This window comes from Mediterranea sp. ET5 (assembly GCF_023337025.1).
In the GTDB taxonomy this organism is placed as follows: domain Bacteria; phylum Bacteroidota; class Bacteroidia; order Bacteroidales; family Bacteroidaceae; genus Phocaeicola_A.
This window is the reverse complement of the sequence record NZ_JAMBLN010000001.1, coordinates 290,087-313,457: the sequence shown is the minus strand read 5'-3', so window position 1 is coordinate 313,457 and position 23,371 is coordinate 290,087. Positions and strand designations below refer to the sequence as shown.

The 23,371-nt window shown below is 56.5% G+C and carries 20 protein-coding genes and 1 tRNA gene; 8 read left to right on the top strand and 13 right to left on the bottom strand.

Translation table 11 applies throughout. The annotated features are described in order from the left end of the window. Nucleotides 1–37 precede the first annotated feature (37 nt). Nucleotides 38–1,639 carry a glycoside hydrolase family 28 protein gene (locus M3087_RS01230; protein WP_249093147.1) on the bottom strand — a complete coding sequence of 534 codons (1,602 nt, stop codon included), beginning with the start codon at nt 1,637–1,639 and terminating at the stop codon, nt 38–40. Nucleotides 1,640–1,835: 196 nt separating this feature from the next. On the opposite strand from M3087_RS01230, the gene M3087_RS01225 reads away from it, so the two are divergent. The 4 genes from M3087_RS01225 to M3087_RS01210 all read left to right on the top strand — a co-directional run bounded on the left by M3087_RS01225 (nt 1,836) and on the right by M3087_RS01210 (nt 4,005). Further along, nucleotides 1,836–2,693, top strand: coding sequence for an enoyl-ACP reductase (locus M3087_RS01225; protein WP_022385554.1), 858 nt, complete (start codon nt 1,836–1,838; stop codon nt 2,691–2,693). A 105-nt stretch (nt 2,694–2,798) separates the two neighbouring features. After that, a complete protein-coding gene (locus M3087_RS01220; RefSeq protein ID WP_022385553.1) occupies nt 2,799–3,503 on the top strand; it encodes an SAM-dependent methyltransferase in 705 nt (234 codons plus the stop codon). A 10-nt stretch (nt 3,504–3,513) separates the two neighbouring features. After that, the gene (locus M3087_RS01215; RefSeq protein WP_249093145.1) at nt 3,514–3,879 is read left to right on the top strand and encodes a hypothetical protein; all 366 of its coding nucleotides are present in this window, start codon (nt 3,514–3,516) and stop codon (nt 3,877–3,879) included. A 52-nt stretch (nt 3,880–3,931) separates the two neighbouring features. Next, a tRNA-Ala gene (locus M3087_RS01210) sits at nt 3,932–4,005 on the top strand. A gap of 62 nt (nt 4,006–4,067) precedes the next feature. On the opposite strand, the gene M3087_RS01205 is transcribed toward M3087_RS01210, so the two are convergent. After that, complete coding sequence (locus M3087_RS01205; protein WP_249093142.1) at nt 4,068–4,541, bottom strand: hypothetical protein; 474 nt, start codon at nt 4,539–4,541, stop codon at nt 4,068–4,070. 729 nt (nt 4,542–5,270) lie between these two features. Beyond that, nucleotides 5,271–5,753: a hypothetical protein gene (locus M3087_RS01200; protein ID WP_022385550.1), complete on the bottom strand. Its 483-nt coding sequence runs from the start codon at nt 5,751–5,753 to the stop codon at nt 5,271–5,273. A gap of 96 nt (nt 5,754–5,849) precedes the next feature. Here M3087_RS01200 and M3087_RS01195 point away from each other — a divergent pair, with 96 nt between their 5' ends. Further along, nucleotides 5,850–6,761: an NAD(P)-dependent oxidoreductase gene (locus tag M3087_RS01195; protein ID WP_249093141.1), complete on the top strand. Its 912-nt coding sequence runs from the start codon at nt 5,850–5,852 to the stop codon at nt 6,759–6,761. Here M3087_RS01195 and M3087_RS01190 read toward each other — a convergent pair. Next, nucleotides 6,731–7,174, bottom strand: a complete 444-nt coding sequence (locus M3087_RS01190; protein WP_249093139.1) for a DUF1573 domain-containing protein — start codon at nt 7,172–7,174, stop codon at nt 6,731–6,733. The genes M3087_RS01195 and M3087_RS01190 overlap by 31 nt on opposite strands. An 88-nt stretch (nt 7,175–7,262) precedes the next feature. On the opposite strand from M3087_RS01190, the gene crcB reads away from it, so the two are divergent. After that, nucleotides 7,263–7,643, top strand: a complete 381-nt coding sequence (gene crcB, locus M3087_RS01185; protein ID WP_249093137.1) for a fluoride efflux transporter CrcB — start codon at nt 7,263–7,265, stop codon at nt 7,641–7,643. Nucleotides 7,644–7,811: 168 nt separating this feature from the next. After that, nucleotides 7,812–8,897, top strand: coding sequence for an HpaII family restriction endonuclease (locus tag M3087_RS01180; protein WP_249093135.1), 1,086 nt, complete (start codon nt 7,812–7,814; stop codon nt 8,895–8,897). Nucleotides 8,898–8,909: 12 nt separating this feature from the next. Here the strand turns inward: M3087_RS01180 and M3087_RS01175 are convergent, their stop codons facing one another. From M3087_RS01175 to M3087_RS01155, 5 genes are read right to left on the bottom strand one after another with little or no spacing between them, the layout of a single operon-like run. Then, complete coding sequence (locus tag M3087_RS01175; protein WP_249093133.1) at nt 8,910–9,548, bottom strand: NAD(P)H-binding protein; 639 nt, start codon at nt 9,546–9,548, stop codon at nt 8,910–8,912. Between the two features lie 36 nt (nt 9,549–9,584). Further along, on the bottom strand, nt 9,585–10,307 hold the full coding sequence (locus M3087_RS01170) for a DUF169 domain-containing protein (protein ID WP_249093131.1): 723 nt from the start codon (nt 10,305–10,307) through the stop codon (nt 9,585–9,587). Between the two features lie 5 nt (nt 10,308–10,312). Next, nucleotides 10,313–11,680: a DUF2185 domain-containing protein gene (locus M3087_RS01165; protein ID WP_249093130.1), complete on the bottom strand. Its 1,368-nt coding sequence runs from the start codon at nt 11,678–11,680 to the stop codon at nt 10,313–10,315. Between the two features lie 14 nt (nt 11,681–11,694). Then, nucleotides 11,695–12,606, bottom strand: a complete 912-nt coding sequence (gene bla, locus M3087_RS01160) for a class A beta-lactamase (protein WP_249093128.1) — start codon at nt 12,604–12,606, stop codon at nt 11,695–11,697. Next, nucleotides 12,607–15,105 carry an AsmA-like C-terminal region-containing protein gene (locus M3087_RS01155; RefSeq protein ID WP_249093126.1) on the bottom strand — a complete coding sequence of 833 codons (2,499 nt, stop codon included), beginning with the start codon at nt 15,103–15,105 and terminating at the stop codon, nt 12,607–12,609. 400 nt (nt 15,106–15,505) lie between these two features. Between M3087_RS01155 and M3087_RS01150 the strand changes: the two genes are divergently transcribed. Beyond that, nucleotides 15,506–16,006 carry a metallophosphoesterase family protein gene (locus M3087_RS01150; protein WP_022385541.1) on the top strand — a complete coding sequence of 167 codons (501 nt, stop codon included), beginning with the start codon at nt 15,506–15,508 and terminating at the stop codon, nt 16,004–16,006. A 207-nt stretch (nt 16,007–16,213) separates the two neighbouring features. Here M3087_RS01150 and M3087_RS01145 read toward each other — a convergent pair whose 3' ends face one another. The 4 genes from M3087_RS01145 to M3087_RS01130 form a co-directional block, all read right to left on the bottom strand. Continuing rightward, complete coding sequence (locus M3087_RS01145; RefSeq protein WP_249093124.1) at nt 16,214–16,846, bottom strand: AAA family ATPase; 633 nt, start codon at nt 16,844–16,846, stop codon at nt 16,214–16,216. A 145-nt stretch (nt 16,847–16,991) separates the two neighbouring features. After that, complete coding sequence (locus M3087_RS01140; protein ID WP_249093122.1) at nt 16,992–19,454, bottom strand: DsrE/DsrF/DrsH-like family protein; 2,463 nt, start codon at nt 19,452–19,454, stop codon at nt 16,992–16,994. Between the two features lie 84 nt (nt 19,455–19,538). After that, a complete protein-coding gene (locus tag M3087_RS01135) occupies nt 19,539–19,898 on the bottom strand; it encodes a MarR family winged helix-turn-helix transcriptional regulator (RefSeq protein WP_106625339.1) in 360 nt (119 codons plus the stop codon). Nucleotides 19,899–20,175: 277 nt separating this feature from the next. Continuing rightward, on the bottom strand, nt 20,176–23,322 hold the full coding sequence (locus tag M3087_RS01130) for a DUF4450 domain-containing protein (protein WP_249093120.1): 3,147 nt from the start codon (nt 23,320–23,322) through the stop codon (nt 20,176–20,178). Between the last annotated feature and the right edge of the window lie 49 nt (nt 23,323–23,371).

The following is a 23,371-nucleotide window of genomic DNA, read 5'->3' as shown; positions in this document are numbered from 1 at the left end:
TTGCATATCAGTAAAATACCGGTAGCGGACCGATGGTTCAGAAGTTCAGCTCCTTGCCTTCGTCTCCGACTTCGGCAACCTCTTCGCCGTTGACCTTGATGGTAGAGACGTTGGTCAGGCGTACGGTGGGTGAAGGAGTCTTGGTCTGAATCTTCAGATTGTCGATGGTCACGCCCTTGGCACGGCTCAGCACGGCACCTTCGGCAGCATCGGAGATGGTAATGCCTTTCAGGTTGATGTTCTCGATAGGCATTTCAGGCAGTCCGTTGAAGAAGATGGCACGTCCGGCGCCCTTGCAAGTCACGTCGTTGATATAGATGTTGCGGAAGACCGGTGTCTCTTCGCTGACGGGGGGCACCTCGTCTTTGACGGACGCACCTCCGTAGAAGAGGTCGAAGAGGACAGGTTCACCGGGGATGTTGATCATGTTCACCCGGTTGATGTGGATGTTTTCCACGATACCGCCGCGTCCGCGGGTACTCTTGAAGCGCAGACCGACGTCTGTGCCCAGGAAGGTACAGTTGTCCACATAGATGTTTTTCACGCCACCGGACATCTCGCTGCCCACCACGAAGCCACCGTGTCCGTGGAGGACGGTGTTGTTATAGACAATGACATTCTGGGTGGGGATGCCGCGCTTGCGTCCTTCCTCGTTCTTTCCAGACTTGATGCAGATGGCATCGTCGCCGGCATCAAAGGTTGAGTTGACCACCAGTACATTGGTGCACGACTCGATGTCGAGGGCATCGCCGTTTTGCGAATACCACGGGTTGGAAACACTGATGTTGTTGACCGTCAGGTGCTCGCACATCAACGGGTGCAGACACCAGCTGGGTGAGTTCTTGAAAGTCACGCCTTCGAGCAGGACCTGCTTGCACTCAGAGAAGCTCAACAGTACGGGACGGAGAAAGTCGCGGATGGATTCCCACAGCGTGTCCCCTTTCGCCTTGACAATCTCGCTGTCAGGCACGTTGAATTCCGAGGTGACCTTGGCTCCGTCTCGTGCTCCCTCGCTGGGGTACCACACGTCGCCTTTTTCGTTTGTCACACCTCCCGAAGCCAGGAGCTTTTTCCATTGTCCTGCGGTCAGCTTGCTTTTTTTCACCGGACGCCACGTATCGCCGTTTCCGTCGAACGTACCGTAACCGGTGATGGCTATGTTTTCAGCTCCCCGTGCGAAGATGGGCGACTGGCAACGCCGGGTCTCCAGTCCCTCGAAGGAGGTGCTGATGATGGGGTAGAGGGTATGGTCTGCCGAGAAGAGCACCAGGGCGTTGTACTCCAGGTGAAGGTCGACATTGCTCAGCAGTTCAATCGGTCCGGTCAGCCACAGTCCGGCAGGAATGACTACGCGGCCTCCGCCTTTCTCGTTCACCTGACGGATCGCCTTGTTGATGGCGTCGGTGTTCAGGGTGATGCCGTCGGGCTTGGCACCGAAATCCAGGATGTTGACTTGGTAATCGGGGAAAGAAGGTTGCTTCACGCGTTCCATTTCAAACGGAAGACCGGCATAGACACCTTCGTCAATGAGTGTAGCAGATTGTGATTGTTGGGACGTTGTCGAAGTAGCCGGCTGACAAGAGGAAAGGACGACCAGCCCCAAGGCTACCACGAGCGCTTTCGTAAAATGTGTGTTCATTATGAGATTTGTTAGTTAAATAATAGTTTCCAAAACCGATGTGCAGGCAAAGGTAATAATATATTCCATAAAAATGACATCCGTCTGGCGGAAATGGACGGTAAAATGCTTCTATTTTATGCTTTTAAACATACATTTTGCGGCAAATCTTAGATATTCATTGTATCTTTGCGCCGAATTAATCAATTTTTGACTTATGAGTTATAACTTACTGAAAGGAAAAAGAGGTATCATATTCGGTGCCCTCAACGAACAGTCCATCGCATGGAAGGTAGCTGAAAGAGCCGTGGAAGAGGGTGCGACGATTACCTTATCGAATACACCCGTAGCTGTACGCATGGGACAAGTTTCAGCTCTGTCTGAGAAACTCAACTGTGAAGTGATCCCCGCCGATGCAACCAGTGTGGAAGACCTGGAGAATGTGTTCAAGCGCTCGGTTGAAGTGTTGGGTGGAAAAATTGACTTCGTGCTCCACTCCATCGGTATGTCTCCCAACGTCCGTAAGAAACGTACTTACGATGACTTGGACTATAACATGTTGTCAACGACTCTTGATATTTCAGCCGTTTCATTCCATAAGATGATTCAGGTGGCAAAGAAGCTGGATGCCATTGCTGAAGAAGGCTCCATTGTTGCCTTGAGCTACGTGGCAGCCCAACGTACCTTCTACGGTTACAACGACATGGCAGACGCCAAGGCGCTGTTGGAGTCCATCGCCCGCAGCTTCGGTTACATCTACGGACGCGAGAGCCGTGTCCGCGTGAACACCATCTCCCAGTCTCCGACCATGACAACGGCCGGTCAGGGTGTGAAGGGAATGGACAAACTCTACGACTTCGCCAACCGTATGTCTCCCCTGGGCAACGCTTCGGCTGCCGAGTGTGCAGACTACTGCATCGTGATGTTCTCTGACCTGACCAAGAAGGTGACCATGCAGAACCTGTATCACGATGGAGGATTCTCCAGCGTCGGCATGAGCTTGCGTGCCATGGCTACCTACGAGAAGGGTCTTGACGAATACAAGGACGAAAACGGAAAGATTATCTACGGATAATCCCCCTACCACTTTTTGAGAACGCAGAGCCTGCTTCCCGACGTATGACGGAGCGGCATGCGTTCTTTTTCTTATTACATCCATCAATCATCTGTTTCAAACATCATGGATACAGCCCTCTATCTGCTCCCGGTTACGCTGGGTGACACCCCGGTCGATGCGGTGTTGCCTGCACGCAACTGTGCCATCATCCCTCACATCAGGCATTTCATTGTAGAAGACGTCCGTTCGGCACGTCGTTTCCTGAAAAAGGTGGACCCGTCCATCGACATAGACAGCTTGACTTTTTATCCGCTGAACAAGCATACGTCTGCCGAAGCCCTTTCCGGCTATTTGAAGCCGTTGGAAGAAGGGCAGTCCATGGGGGTCATCTCGGAAGCCGGATGTCCGGCGGTTGCTGACCCGGGTGCCGACGTGGTTGCCATTGCCCAACGGAAAGGCTTGAAAGTCGTTCCCCTGGTAGGGCCTTCGTCCATCATCCTTTCCGTGATGGGTTCGGGATTCAACGGACAAAGTTTTGCCTTTCATGGTTATCTGCCTATTGAAGCGGGTGAACGTGCAAAAGCCTTAAAGCAGCTGGAACAACGTATCTATTCGGAAGACCAGACCCAGCTGTTCATTGAGACTCCCTACCGGAACCATAAGATGCTGGAAGATATACTGAAGACTTGCCGTCCGCAGACCCGGCTGTGCATTGCCGCCAACCTGACGTGTGAAGGGGAGTATATCCGTACCCGCAGCATCAGGGACTGGAAGGGCAAGTTGCCCGATCTGAACAAAATCCCTTGCATATTCTTACTTTACAAATGACACAATCCCCATGAGAGAACTGATTACTTACCTGATTATTGCTGTTGTCGGCTTTTATGTGTTCCCCTTGTTCTGCAGTGTGGAGACCGTAGCCGATTGGTTCCCGACGACCATCAATCCCATCATCTGTTTTATCTGTTCCTATTCGTATGGAGTGGTACGTCCGTATGGCTGGTGGTTCCCGCTCATCCTTGTAGCCCTGTTTGTTCCTACCTTATATATATACTATCATCCCTCCGACTGGCATTACGTGATAGGCTATGCCGGCATCTCTTTCATCGCATCGGCCATTGGTTGGTATATCGGGAAGAAACGGGAAGAGAAGCGTGAGGAGGAACGTAAAAAAAGAATGGAGGAATTCAAAAAAAGAAGATAAAGCATTTGCTCCTTTCAAGAATATACGTATCTTTGCACCGCAAAACAAAGGAGGGGCGTTAGCTCATCTGGCTAGAGCGCGACACTGGCAGTGTCGAGGTGACGAGTTCGAGTCTCGTACGCTCCACGAAAGCAACAGAGGAATTTCAGCAATGAAGTTCCTCTGTTGCTTTAGGCAGGTCTGTGACCTCACCGCACTATTTTAATCCTCTTCAAGGCGTTTCTCTTCGCAGCCGCGATGCTGGGAGATGAATCTTGTGGCATCATGTCTAAATGCAACATCAGTTCCTTGCACAGTTCAGGATAAGGTTTACACATCCTGGCGGCAAGTTTAATCATGGCAGAACGTGCGCTGTCGCTTTCTTTGGGGTCAGTCAGATGTAGAAGACAAAAATCCAGTAATTTACCGTTCACTTCATCCGTCGGGAAGTCTGCGAGGATAGCCAGCAGCAGCCCACGGCGAAAGCAAAGCGCTGTGGAGGTTGCCAGAGCAACCAGCTCCCCGTAGTGCGGAAGAAGATGAATCCTTTTGTCCTCCCTGGATAAATGGGACAGCACCCATGCTGCATTATAAGCCACACGAGGATGGTCCATTTGTTTCATTTGAATAAGCATAGCCTCAATGCCACCTTCGTCGTGATGGAGATGGTCGGCTATTGCCATTACTTGTGCCTTTGAAAGTCTGATATCCAGTGAGAGCATAAGGGTATAATAGTTTGTTTCTTGTTCTTCGGGAAAGGCGACACCTCCCACAAAGCACGGATTACTTCTGCCGTTCCATTCCTTCTGTCAAAATGTCAAACGAAGGTCTCCACAGTGCCTTTCCTCGCACCAAAATACAGTTTGGTGGATTCCGAGGCCCTTCTCAGGCGATTCGCAAAATACACATTGATGCAGATTTGCTTCCTGCCACATGATTGTGACACATCATGGATGCATGCTCCTTCACAACGACTCCTTGATGCACCATTCTACCTGCCTGATGATACCTTCCGATTTGTTGACACCGCTCACCTTCTGGAGAACGAAACTCGGAATTCTTCTCTTCCATTTTCCAAACATTTGACTTCCGGGCACGAAACAATAGTGTTTGGCGGGTGAAACTATATTGTTTGACGCCTCAAACTATATTGTTTGGCTCGCGAAACAATATTGTTCCGGGCACGTTTTGTCCATATTTTGAAAATGAAATGTATAGTTTTCTAAAATGGAAGGCGCTTTTGAGTGTTTTTGTTTGCATTCCTTTGCAGTTGCCCGCTAGATTACCGGAATCTCATCAAAGGTGAGTTAGCAGAAAACGGCTGTTGGGGAGATTCTGTCAAGCAAAACCCGGAAATTGCTTTCTTATCGTTTCCCGGTACACGGCCATGAACCCCGGAAGCTGAGGACGGATTACGCCTCTCCCTGTTCAGGCAAGTCAAGCCGGAAGACAATGCGGAACATGCCGTCGGCATAACGGGTACTGCTGATGCGGAAACGGCCTATTTCTGCCGTGTTTGCCACATGCGTGCCGATGCAGGGGCAGGCATCGTAGTCGCCCACACGGACGATGCGCAACGTCGGGCTGGCATCTTCGGGCAACTTCCCCAGGTCATAACGTCGGGCTGCCTCTTCCTGGGGCATGTATTCCATGGTCACTGGGAGGTGTTGGGCGATGACCTCGTTGACCCGTCTTTCAATCTCTGCCACCTGTTCGGCGGTGGGACAAGTCGGGAGCGGATAATCCAATTTGCTCTTCTTGCGTTCAATGTGTGTATGTCGGGAACGTTCGCAGCCGAACATGCGTACCATGGTCTGGTTGAGGATATGCTCTGCCGTGTGTGCAGGAGGAAATTCTTGCTTGTTGTGTTCGTTGAGTTGAGGTTGTTCGTTCATAAGGTATGCTTTGTTTGAAATCTTTCGCGAATGTATCATTTAATTTCTTCCCAAAGGCTATCTTTGTAACTAATTTTAGAGTAATTCAGAGAAGATATGTTTCAGAAACTTGTAGCTATCGAAGACACCTTGCTGAGCGCGGAAGCCCTGAAGAAGCTTTCTGACTATGCCGTGCAGGTGGAGTTGTACAACGAGCGTCCGGTGGATGACGCCGAGATTATCCGTCGGATAGGCGATGCCGACGCCGTGTTGGTTTCTTTCAAAAGTCCGATTCGTAAATTTGTGCTGGATGCCTGTCCGAATATCCGGTATATCGGTATGTGCTGCACCCTCTATGATGAGAAGGCATGCAATGTCGATGTGGTGGAAGCCCGCCGGAAGGGCATAACGGTCGTGGGTGTGAAGGATTACGGCGATGAGGGTGTCGTGGAATATGCTATCAGCGAACTGGTGCGTTTCCTGCATGGCTTCGGAGACCGTCAGTGGAAAGCAGACAAATATGAGCTGACCCGTCAGCGGATGGGCATCATCGGACTGGGACGTACCGGACGTATGCTGGCAGACGCCTTCCGTTTTCTGGGGGCTGAAGTGGGGTACTACAGCCGGACGCGCAAGCCGGATGCTGAAGCTGCCGGCATCACTTATTATCCGTTGCATGACCTGTTGCGGCAGTCGGATATCGTATGCACGTGCCTTCCGCGGAATACCTTTTTGCTGGGCGAGGAGGAGTTCCGCCTGATGGGGAATAACCGCATCCTGATGAATACCTCCATCGGGGCGACGTTCGATGTGGCGGCTTTGAAAGCATGGCTGAAGTCCAATGACAACAGCTTCTATTTCTGCGACGGGACAGGGATGGGGACGTTGGCTGATGAACTGGCGGGCTGTCCGCAGGTCATGTACACCCCGGTGGTGGCAGGGAAGTCCATACAGAGCGTCGGCAGGCTGTCGCAAAAGGCACTTGCCAACATCGAGACCTACCTGAGAAGCACGGGCGAGTTGCGATGAGGAAGGGGAGGCGCTGGGAAAACGCTTCTCCGTGGACGGGATGCCGGGCGGACGTTCCCTTTTATCTGTAAGATGCAGGGGGGAGTCTGTTGGCTGAAGTAGACGGTGACCTTGCGGAGGAAGTTGCCCGGATGTCCCTGTGGGTCAAAAGTGAGGACGAGGCGTCCGGTCTTTCCCGGCTGCACGGGGCGTCGGTCGAACGAGGCCTTCAGGCAGCCGCAGCTCGTCTTCACCTCCGCGATGCTGACGGCACGTTTGCCCAGGTTGGTAAACGTGAACTCGCAACGGGGAAGGCGGACGGTGTCTTCCGGACAGCTGCCCAGGTCATACGTCGTCCGGTCGAACCTCACCTGGGCATGCAGGAAGATGCCGGCAGAAAGGAACAGGAGCAGGAGAATCTTGCGCAGGTTCATAAGGCTGACGGTAAATGAAGTTCGGGCAAAGTTATAAATAAAGGAGGATTTGCTACCTTTGCGCCCGGTAAAAAAGCAAATGGAATCTATGATACGTTCTTTGATAGTTGTCGGACTGGGGAGCTTTGTGGGTGGAGGCCTGCGCTTCCTGTTGTCCGGACTTGCCAAGCACTACATTCACCATCCGTTCCCGCTCGGGACTTTTGTGGTGAATATCCTGGGATGCCTCGCCATCGGATTGTTCTACGGCTGTTTTGAGCGGGGACACATCCTGCATCCCGACTTGCGTCTGTTCCTGACGGTCGGCGTATGTGGCGGGTTCACCACGTTTTCCACATTCATGAATGAGAATCTCCAGTTGTTGAAGGGGGAACAGTTTCTGTGGATGGCGCTTTATGCGGCGTTCAGCCTGTTGCTCGGACTCCTGGCCGTGTGGGCTGGCTATGCGTTGGTGAAGGCATGGGGTTGACCGACGGGCATGAAAAAAGGGTCAACGCTTTGACCCAACCTTTTGTTAACCTTAAATCTAATACTATGAAAAACACGCGGTAAAGATAGAGGCTTCCCCGGTAATGTCCAAGTGGCAGAAGGGGAAAATGATGAGCTATAACATTTTTTAATAATATACTACTGATTTATGGCATTTGAAGCAACCAAAAGAGAGTGGGGAGAGGTGCAGTCCTTCCTGCGTCTGTTAGCTGACGGGTATGTCTGTGCAGGCACACCGACGGGTGAGGCATGTACGGAACGTCCTTACCGGATTGCGGTCGTGCAGCGTGAAGAGCACGACGGAACCCGCCGGTACCTCATTGAGGGAGATGACATCCACATCGTGGGCGAGAAGATGGACAAGCGGGTTCCCCGGGAATATTTCAAGGCGGCAGCCGAATTGATAGCCAATGCGATGAAGCGGACGCACACCGACGGGATGGAGTCGCCCGCTGGGGTGGAAGAGTTTCTGGACGAGATTGCCGTCTACGACCTGGAGGCAAAGACGGACGACCGTACGGATTACCACATCGGCTTCTGGACGGTGGAGGCTCCGTTGGTGGGCTTCCGTGTCTGTTCACGCCTCGCCCCGATGAATCCCTTGCTGGATGGCGGACGTACGGCAAACCTGAAGTTCGAGCAGACGGGTGTCAAGTTCGCGACTCCGACGGTGAACAAAATCAATGCGCTGGAATCTCCCAACGAGGTCATCGACCGCATGCGGATGATTGATCGGCTGGGGGGTGTGCTGAAGTACAGCGATGTGGCGGACAAGGTGTTCCGCAGCAATCTTTCGATGATTGATTTGCACTTCCCCCGCCTGCTGGCTGAGATGGTACGCACGATGTATGTCGAGGACATGACCCGTGTGAGCGAACTGACGGAACGCATCCGCGAAATCAATCCGCTCAAGATAAAGGAGGAACTGATCACCAAGCACCGGTTCTACGAGTACAAGATGAAGCAGTTCCTGCTGGCACTGGCTCTAGGCATGCGTCCGGCAAAGCTGTTCAACGGAACCGATTCGGCAGTCGAAGGGTTCATCATGGTCGACACCGAGGGATGCCCGGTGTGCTACCAGAAGGCGGACAAGGGGACGTTCGAGGACTTCCTTTTCCGGAACACACGCTTCGAGAAAGGTTCGTTGGAGAAGGACAAGTATGGCTACCTGGAGCGTGAGAACGGTGCCTACTTCTTCAAGCTGAATGCCAAGATTGGCTTTGTGAAGCGATAACGGACCGGACCATCAGGCGCGATGGATGGCATCTGCCGTCACCGTGTGCAGTCCGTCGGGGAGCGTCTTGGCAAGCTTCAGCATCCGGGCAGCCAGCATCTCGGTGGTGATGGGGCGCAAGCGGCGCAACAGCCCGATGTGGTTGAGGGCCTTGAAGACTTTCATGCCGACGTCTTCCCGGAAGCGTCCCTTGGCACCCCGGTCGAGGAAGCTGGGTTGCAGGATGACCGTCCGCCCAAACTGCAGGGCCTTCAGTCCTTCCTCCACTTCCCCTTTCAGCCGGTTGTAGAACAGACGGGAGTGTACGTCTGCCCCTACGGCGGAAATCAGGGCAAAGGTGTGGACACCGTTCCGGCGTGCCGTCCGTGCGAACGACAGCTGGTAGTCGACGTCGATGCGGTGCTGGGCTTCCTTGCTGCCTGCCTCTTTCAGGGAAGTGCCCAGGCAGGAGAAGGCAGCGTCGCCCCGCACGAGGTCTGCCCATTGTTCGGGATGTTCAAAATCAACAACATGTACGTGCAGCTTCGGGTGGCTCAGGTTCACCTGCCGACGGACGAAGATGTGTACTTCCGTCGTGCTGTCGTCTTGCAGCAGGTCCTGTACCAGGTGCTTGCCGGTGGCTCCTGTGCCACCGATGACTAATGCTTTCATGTTTCAGTCAGAGGGTTTAGAGTTTGTAAAAAAGAATCATTGAGCGGTGTCCGGTTCGATGCGTGCCTTCACCTTGCTCCAGGCGTTCGTGCCGAAGAGGCAGGTGGAACGCATGGTCTCATACATCGTGCGGAACCGTGAGGCGGGAATGACGAAGCCCAGTTCGTCGGCTCCCACATACGGACGCACCGAAGGGTCGAACAGTCCGATGAACGTGCGGTAGCCTTGCCGGCGGTTCTCCCGGACGGCAGTTGCAATCGTGGTGCCGCATCCCGAGCCGAAGGGGGTACATACGGCATCCGGCTCGTTGCAGTCGTAGAAGGCCCATGCACACAGTCCCGACAGGATGTCCGGCGTAGCATAGAAGAACAGCCCTTCCATGCCGTCAAAGCTCTCTGCCTGGTCGATGCGGACGAAGTTCAGGTAAGCCTTCGGGGCTGCCTCGATGGAGAGCTGACGGGTGTAGTCGAGCACCATGTCCGGTGTCTGTTTGTAGCGTTCTTTGAGGGAGACAAAGGTCGGGATGTGCTCGCCCATGGGTGCGAAGCCCGTGTAGAAGCGTCCTCCGCCGCAGCCGATATTGTCGGCGTTGAGGCTGACGGGGGTTCCCCGACGGGCGCTGTCAAGCTGTTTGAAGAAGCATCCGCCGACCTTCGCGGTGGTTGCCAGCGGCGTGTCGCTGTAGGCAAAGAGCAGGGGCAGGGGAGCCTGTGCTCCGAATGCCTCCCGGTAGTTGGTGATAAAGGTTGCAATGTCCATGGTATTTATTCAGTTGAAGGGGTAAACTCACATTCGTGGAACTTGCCGTCGTCGCCCCGTTCGTAAGCCGTATTGTAGGGCGCATGCAGCAGGGGGATGATGTCCCGGTCGTAGTTGCACACCGTGTTGAGGCGATACAGTCCCACCTTGTCGGGGTCGTCCATGTAGGCTTCGTCCTCGTCTCCGGCAAGGAAGCGCCACCCGCTGTCAGCAGTCCATTCTTCATCGGGCGTCTCGCGGTACATGTAGCCCACCTTGCAACCGTCCACCGTGATGCGGTCGGAGGCAAAGCAGCCGTCCGCCTCGTCCCATCCGTTCAGCAGCGGATAGATTTCGTCCGCCTTCAGATAGAAGTCTTTCTCCGTCTGTTGCAGGTCCTGCACCGAGGCGCAGGTGTTCTTGCGATAGATATTCACCACGTGGCTGACATGCTCCATGCGGTCGATGAGTGCGTCGGCATCATGGTCGAGCTTGTAGTCCATTTCCTCCTTGAACAGGGGGATGACCTGGTAGAAACGGACGGCATCTCCGTTGGGCAGACGGCAGGTGTGTGCCGCCTCGGGTACTTCCTGCGGGGTGACTAGCATCAGTCCCTGGAAGGGAGCGTTGGGCGCGATGGTCTCGTCGCCCTCTCCCGTTTCGATGGTGTGTCCGTAGCCCAGCCAGTCGTCCTCGTTGATGGGCAGACGTGCCAGGACCTTCAGCCAGTAGATGGGCCAGTAGTCGTTCTCGTCTTGGCTCTGCAGGTTCCAGTCGGGCGGAAGGGTGATGAGCAGTTCGGCACGGTCCACTTCCTCGTCCTCCAGTTCCTCGGGGACGTTCATCGGACGTGCCCCCATGCCTCCTGTCACCAGGGTGTAGTAGTTGCGTTCCGGGGTCGGCTCGACGATGTAGATGTCCACATGGATGTCGTAGGAGATGAGTTCGTGAAACACGTTCTCGTTGGGACCGAAGTAACGGGCGATGTGCTGTTCGATGGCTGTCTGCTCCTCCTCGCTGTACATGACCGGTCCTCCCGGTTGGGGAGCTCCCTGTTCGCAGAGGTCGATGAAGCGTTGGGTGTCTTCGTCCGGAGCCAGTTCGTAGGCACGTTGGAACAACGGAAGAGCTTCCTCCTCCCGGTGCAGGTAGTAGTAGGCATACCCCAGCCGGTAGTACCACATCGGGTCGTCGGTGCCTTCCGACTCGATGGAGAGCAGCACCTGCACGGCATCCTCCATGCGGTCGAGGTTGTTGAGGGCGCGTGCCAGCAGGCTCTTCAGCGTGTAGTCGACGTCCTCTTCCGGAAGGTCGTGGATGGTATCGATGATTTTCTGATGCTGGTCTTCGTCGTGCCAGCGTTCCAGGGTACGGAGTAGCAAGTCTTTGTTCATGTCTAAGGGTAGGTTTATGGATTAGGATTTGTGGATGGAGAGCCGCCCAGGTGTCGGCAGACGATGTGCGAGAGGGTAGCGATGATGGCTGCGTTCACCGAGTCGTTCTCCAGCGAGTTGGTCACCAGGACGGTGATGTAGTAGCGTTGTCCGTCGGGCAGGAGCACGAAGCCGGCATCGTTGTCGGCGGTCTTCACTCCGTCCGGCGTACGGTCGGACGAGCCTGTCTTGTGTCCCAGTATCGCGTGGTCGGGCAGTCCGGCAGGCAGCTTGTTCATCCCGGTGGAGGTGGAGGTCAGGACCCGGTACAGGTAATTGCGGTAGACGGGAGCGGACAGTCCCTCTTGCAGGAACAGGCGGAACAGCCGGGAGATGGCTTCCGGCGTAGCGCTGTTGTCGGTCACTCGTCCGGGTTGCCGGTGCATGTCGTCCTCGGTGGCAGACAGGCGGACGTCCGTGATGCCCAGTTGATGGATGTATTGCTCCACGGCCCGGGGACCTCCGGCATAACGCAACAGCACGTCGCAGGCATTATTGTCGCTCAGTGCCACGCTGTAATAGAGCAGGGAGTCCATGCGGACGTCGGCTGACCGTTCCGGATACCGGATGCACAGCGGACTGTACGTGCCGGTCTTCAGGTCGTCGGGCGTCAGGTGAAGCACCGTGTCGAGAGGTGTCTGCTGTTGCTCCATGCGGTGAAGCACGGCAAGTGCCACCGGAAACTTGAACACGCTCAGCAGCGGAAGGTGGAGCGTGTCGTTCCAGGCAAGCAGCGTCGTGCTGTCGGTCAGGACCGAGACTCCCACCGTGGCACGCTTGTCACGGAGGAACGCTCCGACCTCTTCACGCAGCGGGTCGGGGCGTCCTCCACAAGCGGCTGCCAGCAGGAGCAGCAATAGCGCTGTCAGGCTGACGTATCTCCTCATTTACTTCTTCTTCTTAAAGATGTCCAGCACTTTGTTGACCACGTTCTTCTTCTCGTCTTGCGCAGCGCCGGTCGTGTCCTTCTTGCCGATCAGCTTGTCAGTGAGCTTGTCGATGGCTTTCTCGCCGGCAGACTGCAAGGCCTGGTTGACCATGCTCTTGGCATCGACTTTCACCTTGGGCGAGGTGAAGGTGCCGCCAATCTTCAGGTCGAAGGTGGTGAGCTCGGCAATCTTCCCCGCCGATGACGGGAGCTGTATCTTGCCCGTGTAGTCGATGGTCTGGTCCAGCCCTGTCGTACCGGAGAGGTTCAGGTTGTAGTCGCCCAGCTTGATGTCGAACGGCTTGGTGGACACACGCCCCTTGTCGATGGTGAAGTCGAGGTTCATGTCTTTCACACTCAAGTCCTTCATGCCCGGCTTCTTGATGGCGTCGGCAATGAGGTCGATGGACTTCACGCCGCTCAGGTTCAGGTCGCGGGTCGAGAGGCTGCCGTTGCCCGTCATGGTCTGCAGGACGGGACTCATGGCCTGGTCGAGCTGTGTATCGATGTTCAGGCTGCCGGAGTACGTTCCCTTCAGGTGCTCAAAGACGGGGGCGAGTTGCTTCACCATGTTCAGCTCCTTGTAGGTCTGTGCAAAGCCCAGGTCGGTCATCTTCAGTCCAGCGTTGAAGGTCGGTGTCTTGGGGTCGGCGGTGGAGTAGCTCCCGTTGAGCAGCACGTTGCCGCCCATGGTCCCGAGTGAAAGGTTCTGCATGTCCACCTTGCCGCCGCGCACCGTGAGCTTGCCCTTGACATTGTTGAAGGTCATCGTGTCGAACAGCACCTGTTTCATGTCCGCCTGCATGGCGAAGTCGATGTTCTTGGGTACGATGAGCAGCGAACCTTCCCCGCTGGTTGCGGTCGCTGTCGTGTCGGCAGCCACGGCCGTCGTGTCGGTAGCCGACGACATGAAGTCATTCAGGTTGAGGTGGTTCGAACGGAGGTTGAGGGTGCCCCGCAACGTGGAGCCTTTCAGTGCATAGCCCATGTAGTTCTCAAAGCGGCTGTCCGCGGTGAGGTCGTTCTTGCCGATGTTCACCGTCGTTTCGCTCAGTTGCAGATATTGGGGCGTGAAGGTGAGCAGCGACTGCCGAATGTCGACGTCCGGCATGTCCTTCATCTTCAGCTTCATGTTGCTCAGGGCGATGGTGCCCCCTGCCTTCACGGCGTCATATTGCTCCTTCTCGATGTAGGACAGGCGTCCGGACACATTGGCGTCCGCCTTGACCACACCGTTCAGTTCCATGTCCTCGAGCGGATAGACCTGCTTGATCATCCCCAGGTCGATGGTGCCCCGTGCGCTGACGGCAAAGTCCGGGTCGCTGACGGGAGTCTTCACCACGGCGTTCAGCGTGAAGGGGTTGTCCGCCAGACGGAAGGAGAGGGGCTTGATGGTCACGAGCGTGCTGTCCACCGAACCGCCGGGGTTCTCCACGCATGCCTGTACGTTAATCTGGTCCACACCGGCGGGGAGGCTCGGATAGCGGAACATGGCGTTCTTCACGTCGAGCAGTACCTTGAATGCCGGTACGGTGTCGCCCAGCAGAGTACCTTTGGCGTAAGCCGAGAGGGTGGCGGTGCCGTCCGTCTTCAGCTTGTCAAAGTCCTTGGCATAGATGGCGGGGATGAGTGACAGCACCTCCTTGAAGCCCATGTCGTTCGTGTGGAGCTTCACGTCCATGTCCGTCTGTGCCCCCTTCATCTGGAACCATCCGTCGAGGTTCGCCTCGATGGCATTCAGCGTCAGGGTGTTGTCCTTCAGTGTATATCGTCCGTTGGCAAAGTCGGCATCCACGTCCAGCTTGGCAGTGATGCGGGCACGGTTGAGGAAGGGGATACCGTCCATGCGGTAGGTCACTCCCTGTGTTTCTCCCTTCAGCTGAAGGGTGGAACGTTCGCCCGATAGGTCGCCCCGGCAGCCCAGGTCCAGTCCCTCGACCTCGGCATACATCTTGCCTTGGCGGTCATCGTAGATGAGGTCCACGTTGTCCAGCTCCACACGCTGGAGTTTGACACGGAAGGCATCGCTCCCGGCCGACGTCTCCTCCGTGGCGGTACTGTCGGACTTCATCACGTCCCAGTTCGCGCGTCCGTCGGGAAGGACGATGGCATGGAGCCGGGTGTCTTCTATGTAGATGCGGGAGATATCGTATCCGCTGTTGCCGAAGAGCGAGAACAGGTTGACCGTGGCGGTCAGTTCTCCGGCTTGTACGAGAGTATCGTTGGCAAAGTCGCCTTTTCCCTTCAGCCAGAAGTCCTCCAACGTCAGGGATGCCTGGGGAAAGTGCCGGATGAGGCTGATGTCCAGGGAGGCAAAGTCGAACTCGGCATTCAGCATCTTGTTGCCTTCGGTCTTGACCAGGTCGGCAATCTTGCCGCGGAACAGGAAGGGCAGTGCCAGAAGCAGCACAATGAGTACGCCTATGACAATGGCGGCAATCTTAAAAACTTTCTTCATACGCTTTCTTTTTAATAGGTCTGTTTGATAGTACAAACGTACGAAAAAAAGCCGGGCACCCTTTCGGAACCGCCTTCTTTTTACAGAATGTTTCACATTTGCCGCGTCCCGGCGGTGCCTGTGAAGGATGCAGGCGGGGGATAGACCTCGTCAAGGTACGGCATGGACGTCATACAAGCAGGGGATAGACGGACCAAAGTATTATACTTAGCCTGCCTAAGTATTATACTTAGACCCCCTAAGTATTATACTTTGGTCTGTACAAGGCGGGGGATTACTGCGCTCTTCCCCGGGAGGGACGATGCTTCCCGTCGGCAGGTCGGAAGAAAAGGGCAGGGCGGTTGCTGAGTTCTGCAAAAGAATTGTTGTACTTTTGCCGCAAAAGTAAAGAAGAAAGACCATGAGAGTAGGAATCCTTTCAGACACCCATGCCCATTGGGATGAGCGTTACCTCAAGTATTTTGACGATTGCGATGAGATCTGGCATGCCGGTGACATCGGTTCGCTGGAGCTGGCAGAGCGGTTGGCAGCCTTTCGTCCGTTGCGTGCGGTCTATGGCAATATCGACGGACAGGACCTGCGTCTGCGTTACCCGTTGGTCAACCGTTTCACGGTGGAGGGGGTGGACGTGCTGATGAAGCACATCGGCGGCTATCCCGGCAAGTACGACCCGTCCATCCGCGGCACCTTGCTGGTGCATCCGCCCAAGCTCTTCATCAGCGGACATTCCCATATCCTGAAGGTCAAGTATGACAAGACGCTCGGTCTGTTGCACATCAATCCCGGTGCAGCGGGCATCTACGGTTTCCACAAGGTGCGTACGCTGGTGCGTCTGACTCTGGAGGCGGGAACGTTCAAGGACATGGAGGTCGTGGAACTGGCGGAAGAGGGGAGAAAGTGATGAGGACTACAAGCATATCTTTTTAAAGACGGGGAACTGCAAGAAGATTCACTTGTTCGGAATTTCCGAACAACTGCTTAGATTGTGCAGAATGACAGGTAAAAGGAGGATAACCGATGTAGGATACCTGCCCCGTCACTACAAAGCCACGAAGCGATATGACTCCGTGGCTTTGGGGCGATGATAGGTTAGAGGTCCTGTCGGGCCTTATTTCAATTGCAGTTTCTCGTCAATGAATGCCTTGATGTATTCCGTCGTGCGGTCAAGTCCGAAGACGGAGGAGTTGATGCAGAGGTGGTACGTGGCGGCAGCTCCCCAGGTCTTGTTGCTGTAGTAGTTGTAGTAGCTGGAGCGCTTCTTGTCAGCCTTCTCGAGGTAGATTTCCGCATCCTCCTCGCTGATGTTCGGGTTGGTTTCGCGGAGGCGGCAGATGCGGTCCTTCATGTCGGCGGTCACGAAGATGTTCACGCAGCGCGGATGGTCGCGCAGGATGTAGTCGGCGCACCGTCCGATGAAGATGCAGGATTCCTCGTTTGCCAGCTTGCGGATGACATCGCTCTGGATTTTGAACAAGGCATCGTTGCTCAGGTAGTTGTCATAGGCAGCCCCGTCACTGATAAACGGGATGCGCAGCCCGCCCATGAGCGAGGAGATGAACCCCTTGTTGCTCTCGTCCGCTTTCTCAAAGAACTTCTGGCAGATGCCGCTCTCTTCGGCTGCCAGCGTAATCAGCTTCTTGTCATAGACGTGGATGTTGTAAATCTTGGCGAGGCGTTCGCCGATGGCTTTGCCTCCACTGCCCAATTCCCGTCCTATGTTTATGATAAACTTCTCGTTCATAGCATTTAGATTTTAAATGTTTCCACAAAGCTACGTAAAAAATGAGTAGCTTGTAGAGAGGAAACGTAAAAAAAAAACGGCAAGACTTCCTGATTTTCCTTTCCGGAAGTCTTGCCGTCAGAGGATGCCGTTGCGGAGCCGGAGGTCAGATGAACAGATTGACGTTTGCTTCCTCGGCACGCTCCAGGTAAGTGGCGACACCGCCCAGCGTCACGTTGTCCATCAGCTCTTCCCGCTTGACACCCATGACATCCATGCTCATGGTGCAGGCAATCATCTCCACCCCGTTCTCCTGCGCCTGCTTGATGAGGCTCTCCAGGCTGTCGATGCGTTTGCGGCGCATCAGCATGCGCATCATCCGGCTGCCGATGCCTGCCATGTTGAGTTTGGAGAGGGACAGGTGGCGGCTGTCGCTCGGCAACATCCAGCCGAACATCCGTCCGAAGATGTCTTTCTGCACCGCAGGCTTCTGAGGCTTCTTGATGACGTTCAGTCCCCAGAAGGTGAAGAACATGGTGACCTTCTTGCCCATAGCGGCGGCACCGTTGGCAATGACGAACGAGGCGAGGGCGCGGTCGAGGTCGTCGCTGAACACGATTAGTGTCTTGTGGTCAGCCGTTGCCGGAGCGGGACGGGTCGAGGGGCACGAGGGCAGCGGCTCGTCGGTCTCTTTCACCTTGCGGACCCATGCCGTGACGATGCCGCCCTGATTTTCCAGCTTCGTCAGTTCGGCACCCGTAATCTTGCACCACGATGCCACGTCCTTGCCGAATGCCTGGTCGGTCGCCTTGATGACCAACGTCTCTCCTTCAGCGAGCGACGCATAGTTCTTTTTCAGCTGCATGACGGGACCGGGGCACATCAGTCCGCAGGCATCCACTTGCAGGGCAGGAGCGTCTGTCGCCGGCGCACTGTCGGTTCGTGGACGTCCCTCCGGTGTCGGAGCTGCCGGCTGCTGGAGTGGAGCGGTGGCGGCACTCCACGTCTTGTATCCGCCTGAAAGGTTGAAGACCTGCTGGAAGCCGTGTTGCATCAGGATGCGGGCAGCCAGGTAACCACGCAGGCCGACGGCGCACGACACGACGACGGGTTTCTCACGGGGAATCTCCTGCAGGTGTTCGCGCAGCTCGTCGAGGGGCAGGTTGCGGAAGCCCGGGATGCTGCCCAGCGCATACTCTTCCGCCGTGCGTACATCCAGCTTCACGCTGCCTGCATCCGTCAGGAGCTTGTCGCGCCAGGTGATGGTCTGTACCCGTCCGCTCAGGATGTTGTCAGCCACGAAGCCTGCCATGTTCACCGGGTCTTTAGCCGAGGAGTAGGGAGGGGCATAGGCATGTTCCAGTTCCATCAGGTCGTAGACGGTCCCTTGACGTTGGATGACCTGTTCCAGCATCTCGATGCGCTTGTCCACCCCGTCGAAGCCCACGATTTGTGCGCCCAACAGACGTCCGTCGGCAGGATCGAACAGAATCTTCAGGCTCATGCTGACCGCGTTCGGATAGTAACCGGCATGCGAGGAGCCGTGCGTCCAGGATGCGATGTAGGGGATGTTCTCCCGACGGAGCAGCTTGGCGTTCGCTCCCGTCGCGGCAACCGTCAGGGAGAACACCTTGGCGATGGACGTGCCCAGCGAGCCTGCATAGGTGCGTCGGTTGCCCAGCACGAGGTTGTCGGCGACGATGCGTCCCTGCTTGTTGGCGGGACCTGCCAGCGGAATCAGTGCCGGTTTGCCCGTGACGAGGTGGGTCACTTCGACGGCATCGCCCAGTGCGTAGATGGCCTCATCGGAAGTCTGCATGCAGGCATTGACGCGGATGCCTCCGGTCGTGCCCAGTTCCAGCCCTGCCTCACGTGCCAGCTTGGTTTCCGGACGTACGCCGATGCTCAATACCACCAGGTCGGTCTTCAGCACCTGTCCGTCGTTGAGGTGCACACCGACTTGTCCGTTCTCGTCGGTGAAGTGATGCACGCCGTTCTTCAGGTGGAGGGTGACACCCTGTTCCGTCAGGTGCTGATGCACGATGGCAGCCATGGAGAAGTCGAGCGGCGCCATGACCTGGTCCGCCATCTCCACGACGTGCGTCTCGATGTTCAGGTGACGCAGGTTTTCCGCCATCTCCAGTCCGATGAAGCCTCCGCCCACGACGACGGCATGTTGCACCTCGGTGTATTCCACCAGGTGCTTGATGGCATCCGTGTCGGGCACGTTGCGCAGGGTCAGGATGCGCGGATGGTCGATGCCCTCGATGCGCGGACGCAGCGGTTCGGCACCCGGCGAGAGTACCAGCCGGTCGTAACTCTCGGTGTAGGTCTCTCCCGTCAGTACCCGCCGGATGTTCACCCGACGTTCGGCACGGTCGATGGCGATGACCTCCTGCTCGGTGCGGATGTCGATGCGGAAACGGTCGGTGAATCCCTGTGCGGTCTGTACGAAGAGCTTCTGGCGGTCGTCAATGGTTCCACCTATATAATAAGGTAGGCCGCAATTGGCATACGAAACGTATTTGCCTCGCTCCACGAGGATGATTTCTGCTTGTTCGTCAAGCCGGCGTAAACGGGCGGCAACGGTCGCTCCCCCTGCTACGCCTCCAATGATGAGGTACTTCATAAGTCTTCTATTGATGGTTATTAATAATTGCTAGTAGAAACTATTTGGATGAAAAGAAAGGAAGTGTGGGACTCCCGTTCCCGGTCAGCCCAGGCACTTCCGCAGGTTGGTGAAGAAGTTGTCGAAGCCCAGGTCCTTGCCCTGCATGGTGGCGATGCACGCCCGTCCTTCCGGCGTCAGCGAGAAGAGCATCTGCCGTTTGTCGTTGGGGTTGATTAGCCGACGGATGAGCTGTTTCCCTTCCACGGCATTGATAACCTTCGAGATACGGGAGTTTGACAACCCGACGAACTCGCTCAGGGCGCCTGCCGTCTTGGCTTCTCCGTCCTTGAGGCAACAGAGAATCATGGCTTCGTTGATGGTCATCCCGTTGCACTCGGCGAACGCTTTTTCAAACTGGTAAAGCGTCTTGTAGATGTCTTTGATGGTGCAAATATCTTCCATACTTTGGTTCTTTGGTGATTTCACGGGGGCAAAGATAGAGCCTTTGTTGAGAATGGCAATAGTTTTTACTGGAAAATATTTGCACCCACCTTGCTTTTTTATCTCAGGTCGGCCATCAGGCAGTTCGCGGACGAATGATGGAGACTTAGTCGGTGAAACGCTTTGCTGTACATCCACTGGCAAGTCTCCCTCTCAAAAAAAGAAAGCACGGGGTGATGCCTTTTCGAATCCAAAGGCGGGTCACTCCGTGCTTTCCTGTTTCAGTATACCGATGTGCCTACTCCACCAGCGTGGCGCCCATCAGTCCGATGACTACCTCATTGGAGACTGTCTCCAGCGTGAGGCTGCGCAGGGTCTTCTGCTTGTCAAGCGGAAGGTAGAGGAGGGTGGCTGCTCCGCCGGGGATGCGGCGGTCATTGAACCCTTTCAGGTGCAGGTCACGCTCCAGGTTGCGGCTGACAAGCCCCGAAGCCAAGGCAACCCGGTAGGGGCGGGGCGTATCGTTGGTGAATGCCAGTCCGTCGAAATAGAAGTCCTGCTCGATGGGTGCCCAGTTGTCCGGGTTGACGAGCGGCAGACGCGACGTGCTGCCGTCGGCATACCGCACCGTGATGCTGCCGTTCTCGATGCGGCACTGCATGTGGTTGGTGCTTCCGGCGAGCAGCAGGTAGATGCCGTCAGCCTTTCCTTCCAGGGGGATGGAGAGGGAGTCCGGATAATTGTTCCACAACGAGGTGAAGGCAATGTTCTGTCCCGTGGCAGGCGTGCGGAAGGGGATGCCTTGCGGCGTGGTGAAGATGCTGTCCTTCGACAACCGGCGCAGTCCGCTGTCGTCGATGTCGGCAGTCTCTTTCGGGTGGCACCACTCGCCGATGCCCTGTACCGGGATTTGCAGCGTGGTGTAGGGGGAACGCGGACTGAGGTATTGTTCGCGGAAGATGTCCGTCACGGACGCATTCCATGCCTCGTCCATCGGCACCGGACGGTAGACGGCGTCGGCATAGACCGGGAGGTCCGTCCCGTAAAAGACCGGAGCGGAAGGCTGTTCGTTGCGGAGCGGTTTCCACCACTGCATGTCGCCCTGTTGCAGGCAGACGAAGCGCATCCCGGCGTCGTTCGTGCCCCGCAGCGGCTGTTGGGCGGAATGTGCCTTTGCCTCGTTGATGGCTTCTCCCGCCCAGACAATCTCCACATGAAGCGCGTCAGCCGACGGACAGTCGATGCCGATGCAGGGGAAGTCGATGCTCTCCACCGGAGTGGCTTTCACAGGCTCTCCGTTGACGGTGACCTGTGCGATACGCTCCCTGCGTGCCGGGAGGATGAGGCGGAAGGTTGCCTCCTGCCCGAAGCGCGGTGTGAGGCTGTAGTGGTCGGTGTCTCCCTCCCGACGGAAGTCGAAGTCCAGGTAGGGGGCATGCAGGCGGGCATAGTCCCATGCGGCAGGGAAACCCGGACGGAGCGTCACCCGGTGGTTGAGCAAGTCGGGTTGGATGCCGAACAGTCCCTGCGTCAGTACTCTCGATGCTACACCGACGGGGTCGCCGAAGTCACGGTAACACTCGCCGCGGGCTGCATCGTAGAAGCTGATTTGTCCGAAGTTGCCCGGACTGTTGCCCAGGTACATGCCGTCGAGCACCGAGCCCTTGAACAGACGGAACGCCTCTTCCGGACGTCCTGCCTGCCAGTAAGCCAGACACATGTGCCACACCTCGGCGAACGCCACGTTGTTGATGCTCCACGAGTAGGGCATCCAGTTGGTGGTTGCGATGGTGTAGTAGCCCTCGTCCGACAGTCCGGCACCCCGGACGGGGATGCGGGGAATCTCCCGGCTGACGTAGTCGGCTGCCTGGTAATAGTCGAAGAGGTCGCTCACGTCCGAGTCGATGGCATGATAGACCGTCCAGATGCCGGGCGCGGTGTGCAGGCGGCGTTTGCCCATGAAGTCCTGGAACTCTGCCCAGCAGCCCTTGTCGTTCATCCACAGCCGTTGGTGCAGAGCCTCCTTGATGCGTTCCGCCTCGCGGGCATAGCGGCTGCCGTCTTCTCCGATTTTCCCGGCAATGAGGGCTGCCAGCCGGTTGGCGCGGTAGTTATAGGCACTGGAATGTGTCACCGCCCCACTGTTGTAATAGAGCGCATCGCTCGCCCAGATGCAGCAGTACGCGTCGTAGAGTGCGTCGTCGTCGGGATCGAAGTTGCGCTTCTCCCATGCCAGGTGAGCCGTGATGACGGGCCACATCCGTCGGGCATAGTCCAGGTCGCCCGTCCAGCAGAGGTGCCACAACAGCTCGTCCATGTAGCAGAGGTTCATGTCGTAATGGTGCATCTGGTTGTTCCGTCTCGGGTTGCGGCAGATATAGCCGTTGCTGTACATCTGCGTGCCCCACTTCTTTGCAGCGCGTGCCAGGTGCATCGTGCTGTCCTGCGTGGGGTGGGCATAGCGTGGCGGGACGTCAGTGACCTGCGAGGCGGCATAGTTGTCGAAGTGTGTGCGGGCGCGGTCGGACCATCCCAGGCAGTCGCCCGTATAGGCAGCCCGCCATCCGCTCAGGGGCATCCGCCATCCGTTGGCACCGTGCAGCCAGACCTGACCGTCCCAGATGCCGTCGGCAGCTGCCACGAGTGCACCGCCCAGGGTGTTGATGAAGGGGTCGGGCGTCTCGATGCGGAAGCGGGATACCAATGCCTCGCGTGCAGCTTCCGCCTGTTGGTAGAGCTTCCGTCCGCGTGCCGTGGAGAGGCGGCGTAGCTTCCCGTCAGTGTAGAGCACGTAGGCGATGCCTGTTTTGTCGGTGGTGAAAGCCGTGGTTGTGGCAGGCTGTGTCAGGGAAGCCTCGAAGCTGTCGGCTGGGTCGGCACCCATGTCGCCGTTGCGGCTGAGCCGTTTGGCACGGATGGGAGCGAGTCGTCCCTCGAAGCGGCAGTCCTGCGGACCTTCAAAGCGCCAGATGGCCTCTTCGCTGTCCGGAAGCGGAAGGACGGAGACACGGAGGCTGTCCGTGCCCCATGCCGGGTCGGCAAGCACGTAGCTGCGTCGTCCGGGCGTATAGCGTGCCTCGCAGTAGGCGGTGGAGTCCAGGGCAAGCCCCTCCCGTCCGTCGCCCGACAGGCGGAAGGCAATGTTCCAGCTCTTGGGCTTGTTGTAGATAGCAAAGACGGGGCGGTCGCTGGTCTCCACCCGGTAGGTGGTATGGCTGCCATAGAGGGCACGGGTGTAGCGGTTCTTTCCGTTGACGCAGACGAAGTCTTCCCCGTCCGGCACATATTGCAGCCGCCGGGGCGTCCCCCGATAGGCATCGTTGTAGGAGGTCGATTCGGTGTAGTCCCGTCCTTCGAGTGTCGCTTTCTTGCTTGCCGGCTGTGCGGAGAGCGACAGAGCGGCGCAGAGCGTACAGACAAAAGTGATAGGTTGTTGCAGATTCATGTGTATATAATTAACGGATAAAGGCGGACAAAAGTCCGCCTGTTTTACT

Coding starts and splice junctions, on each gene's coding strand:
- M3087_RS01205 (WP_249093142.1), bottom strand. CDS start 4,541: ATGGCAATAGCCGACCATCTCCATCACGACGAAGGTGGCATTGAGGCT.
- bla (WP_249093128.1), bottom strand. CDS start 12,606: ATGAGGAGATACGTCAGCCTGACAGCGCTATTGCTGCTCCTGCTGGCA.
- M3087_RS01230 (WP_249093147.1), bottom strand. CDS start 1,639: ATGAACACACATTTTACGAAAGCGCTCGTGGTAGCCTTGGGGCTGGTC.
- M3087_RS01165 (WP_249093130.1), bottom strand. CDS start 11,680: ATGAACAAAGACTTGCTACTCCGTACCCTGGAACGCTGGCACGACGAA.
- M3087_RS01150 (WP_022385541.1), top strand. CDS start 15,506: ATGAGAGTAGGAATCCTTTCAGACACCCATGCCCATTGGGATGAGCGT.
- M3087_RS01175 (WP_249093133.1), bottom strand. CDS start 9,548: ATGAAAGCATTAGTCATCGGTGGCACAGGAGCCACCGGCAAGCACCTG.
- M3087_RS01220 (WP_022385553.1), top strand. CDS start 2,799: ATGGATACAGCCCTCTATCTGCTCCCGGTTACGCTGGGTGACACCCCG.
- M3087_RS01225 (WP_022385554.1), top strand. CDS start 1,836: ATGAGTTATAACTTACTGAAAGGAAAAAGAGGTATCATATTCGGTGCC.
- M3087_RS01190 (WP_249093139.1), bottom strand. CDS start 7,174: ATGAACCTGCGCAAGATTCTCCTGCTCCTGTTCCTTTCTGCCGGCATC.
- M3087_RS01170 (WP_249093131.1), bottom strand. CDS start 10,307: ATGGACATTGCAACCTTTATCACCAACTACCGGGAGGCATTCGGAGCA.
- crcB (WP_249093137.1), top strand. CDS start 7,263: ATGATACGTTCTTTGATAGTTGTCGGACTGGGGAGCTTTGTGGGTGGA.
- M3087_RS01215 (WP_249093145.1), top strand. CDS start 3,514: ATGAGAGAACTGATTACTTACCTGATTATTGCTGTTGTCGGCTTTTAT.
- M3087_RS01180 (WP_249093135.1), top strand. CDS start 7,812: ATGGCATTTGAAGCAACCAAAAGAGAGTGGGGAGAGGTGCAGTCCTTC.
- M3087_RS01135 (WP_106625339.1), bottom strand. CDS start 19,898: ATGGAAGATATTTGCACCATCAAAGACATCTACAAGACGCTTTACCAG.
- M3087_RS01130 (WP_249093120.1), bottom strand. CDS start 23,322: ATGAATCTGCAACAACCTATCACTTTTGTCTGTACGCTCTGCGCCGCT.
- M3087_RS01195 (WP_249093141.1), top strand. CDS start 5,850: ATGTTTCAGAAACTTGTAGCTATCGAAGACACCTTGCTGAGCGCGGAA.
- M3087_RS01200 (WP_022385550.1), bottom strand. CDS start 5,753: ATGAACGAACAACCTCAACTCAACGAACACAACAAGCAAGAATTTCCT.
- M3087_RS01145 (WP_249093124.1), bottom strand. CDS start 16,846: ATGAACGAGAAGTTTATCATAAACATAGGACGGGAATTGGGCAGTGGA.
- M3087_RS01155 (WP_249093126.1), bottom strand. CDS start 15,105: ATGAAGAAAGTTTTTAAGATTGCCGCCATTGTCATAGGCGTACTCATT.
- M3087_RS01140 (WP_249093122.1), bottom strand. CDS start 19,454: ATGAAGTACCTCATCATTGGAGGCGTAGCAGGGGGAGCGACCGTTGCC.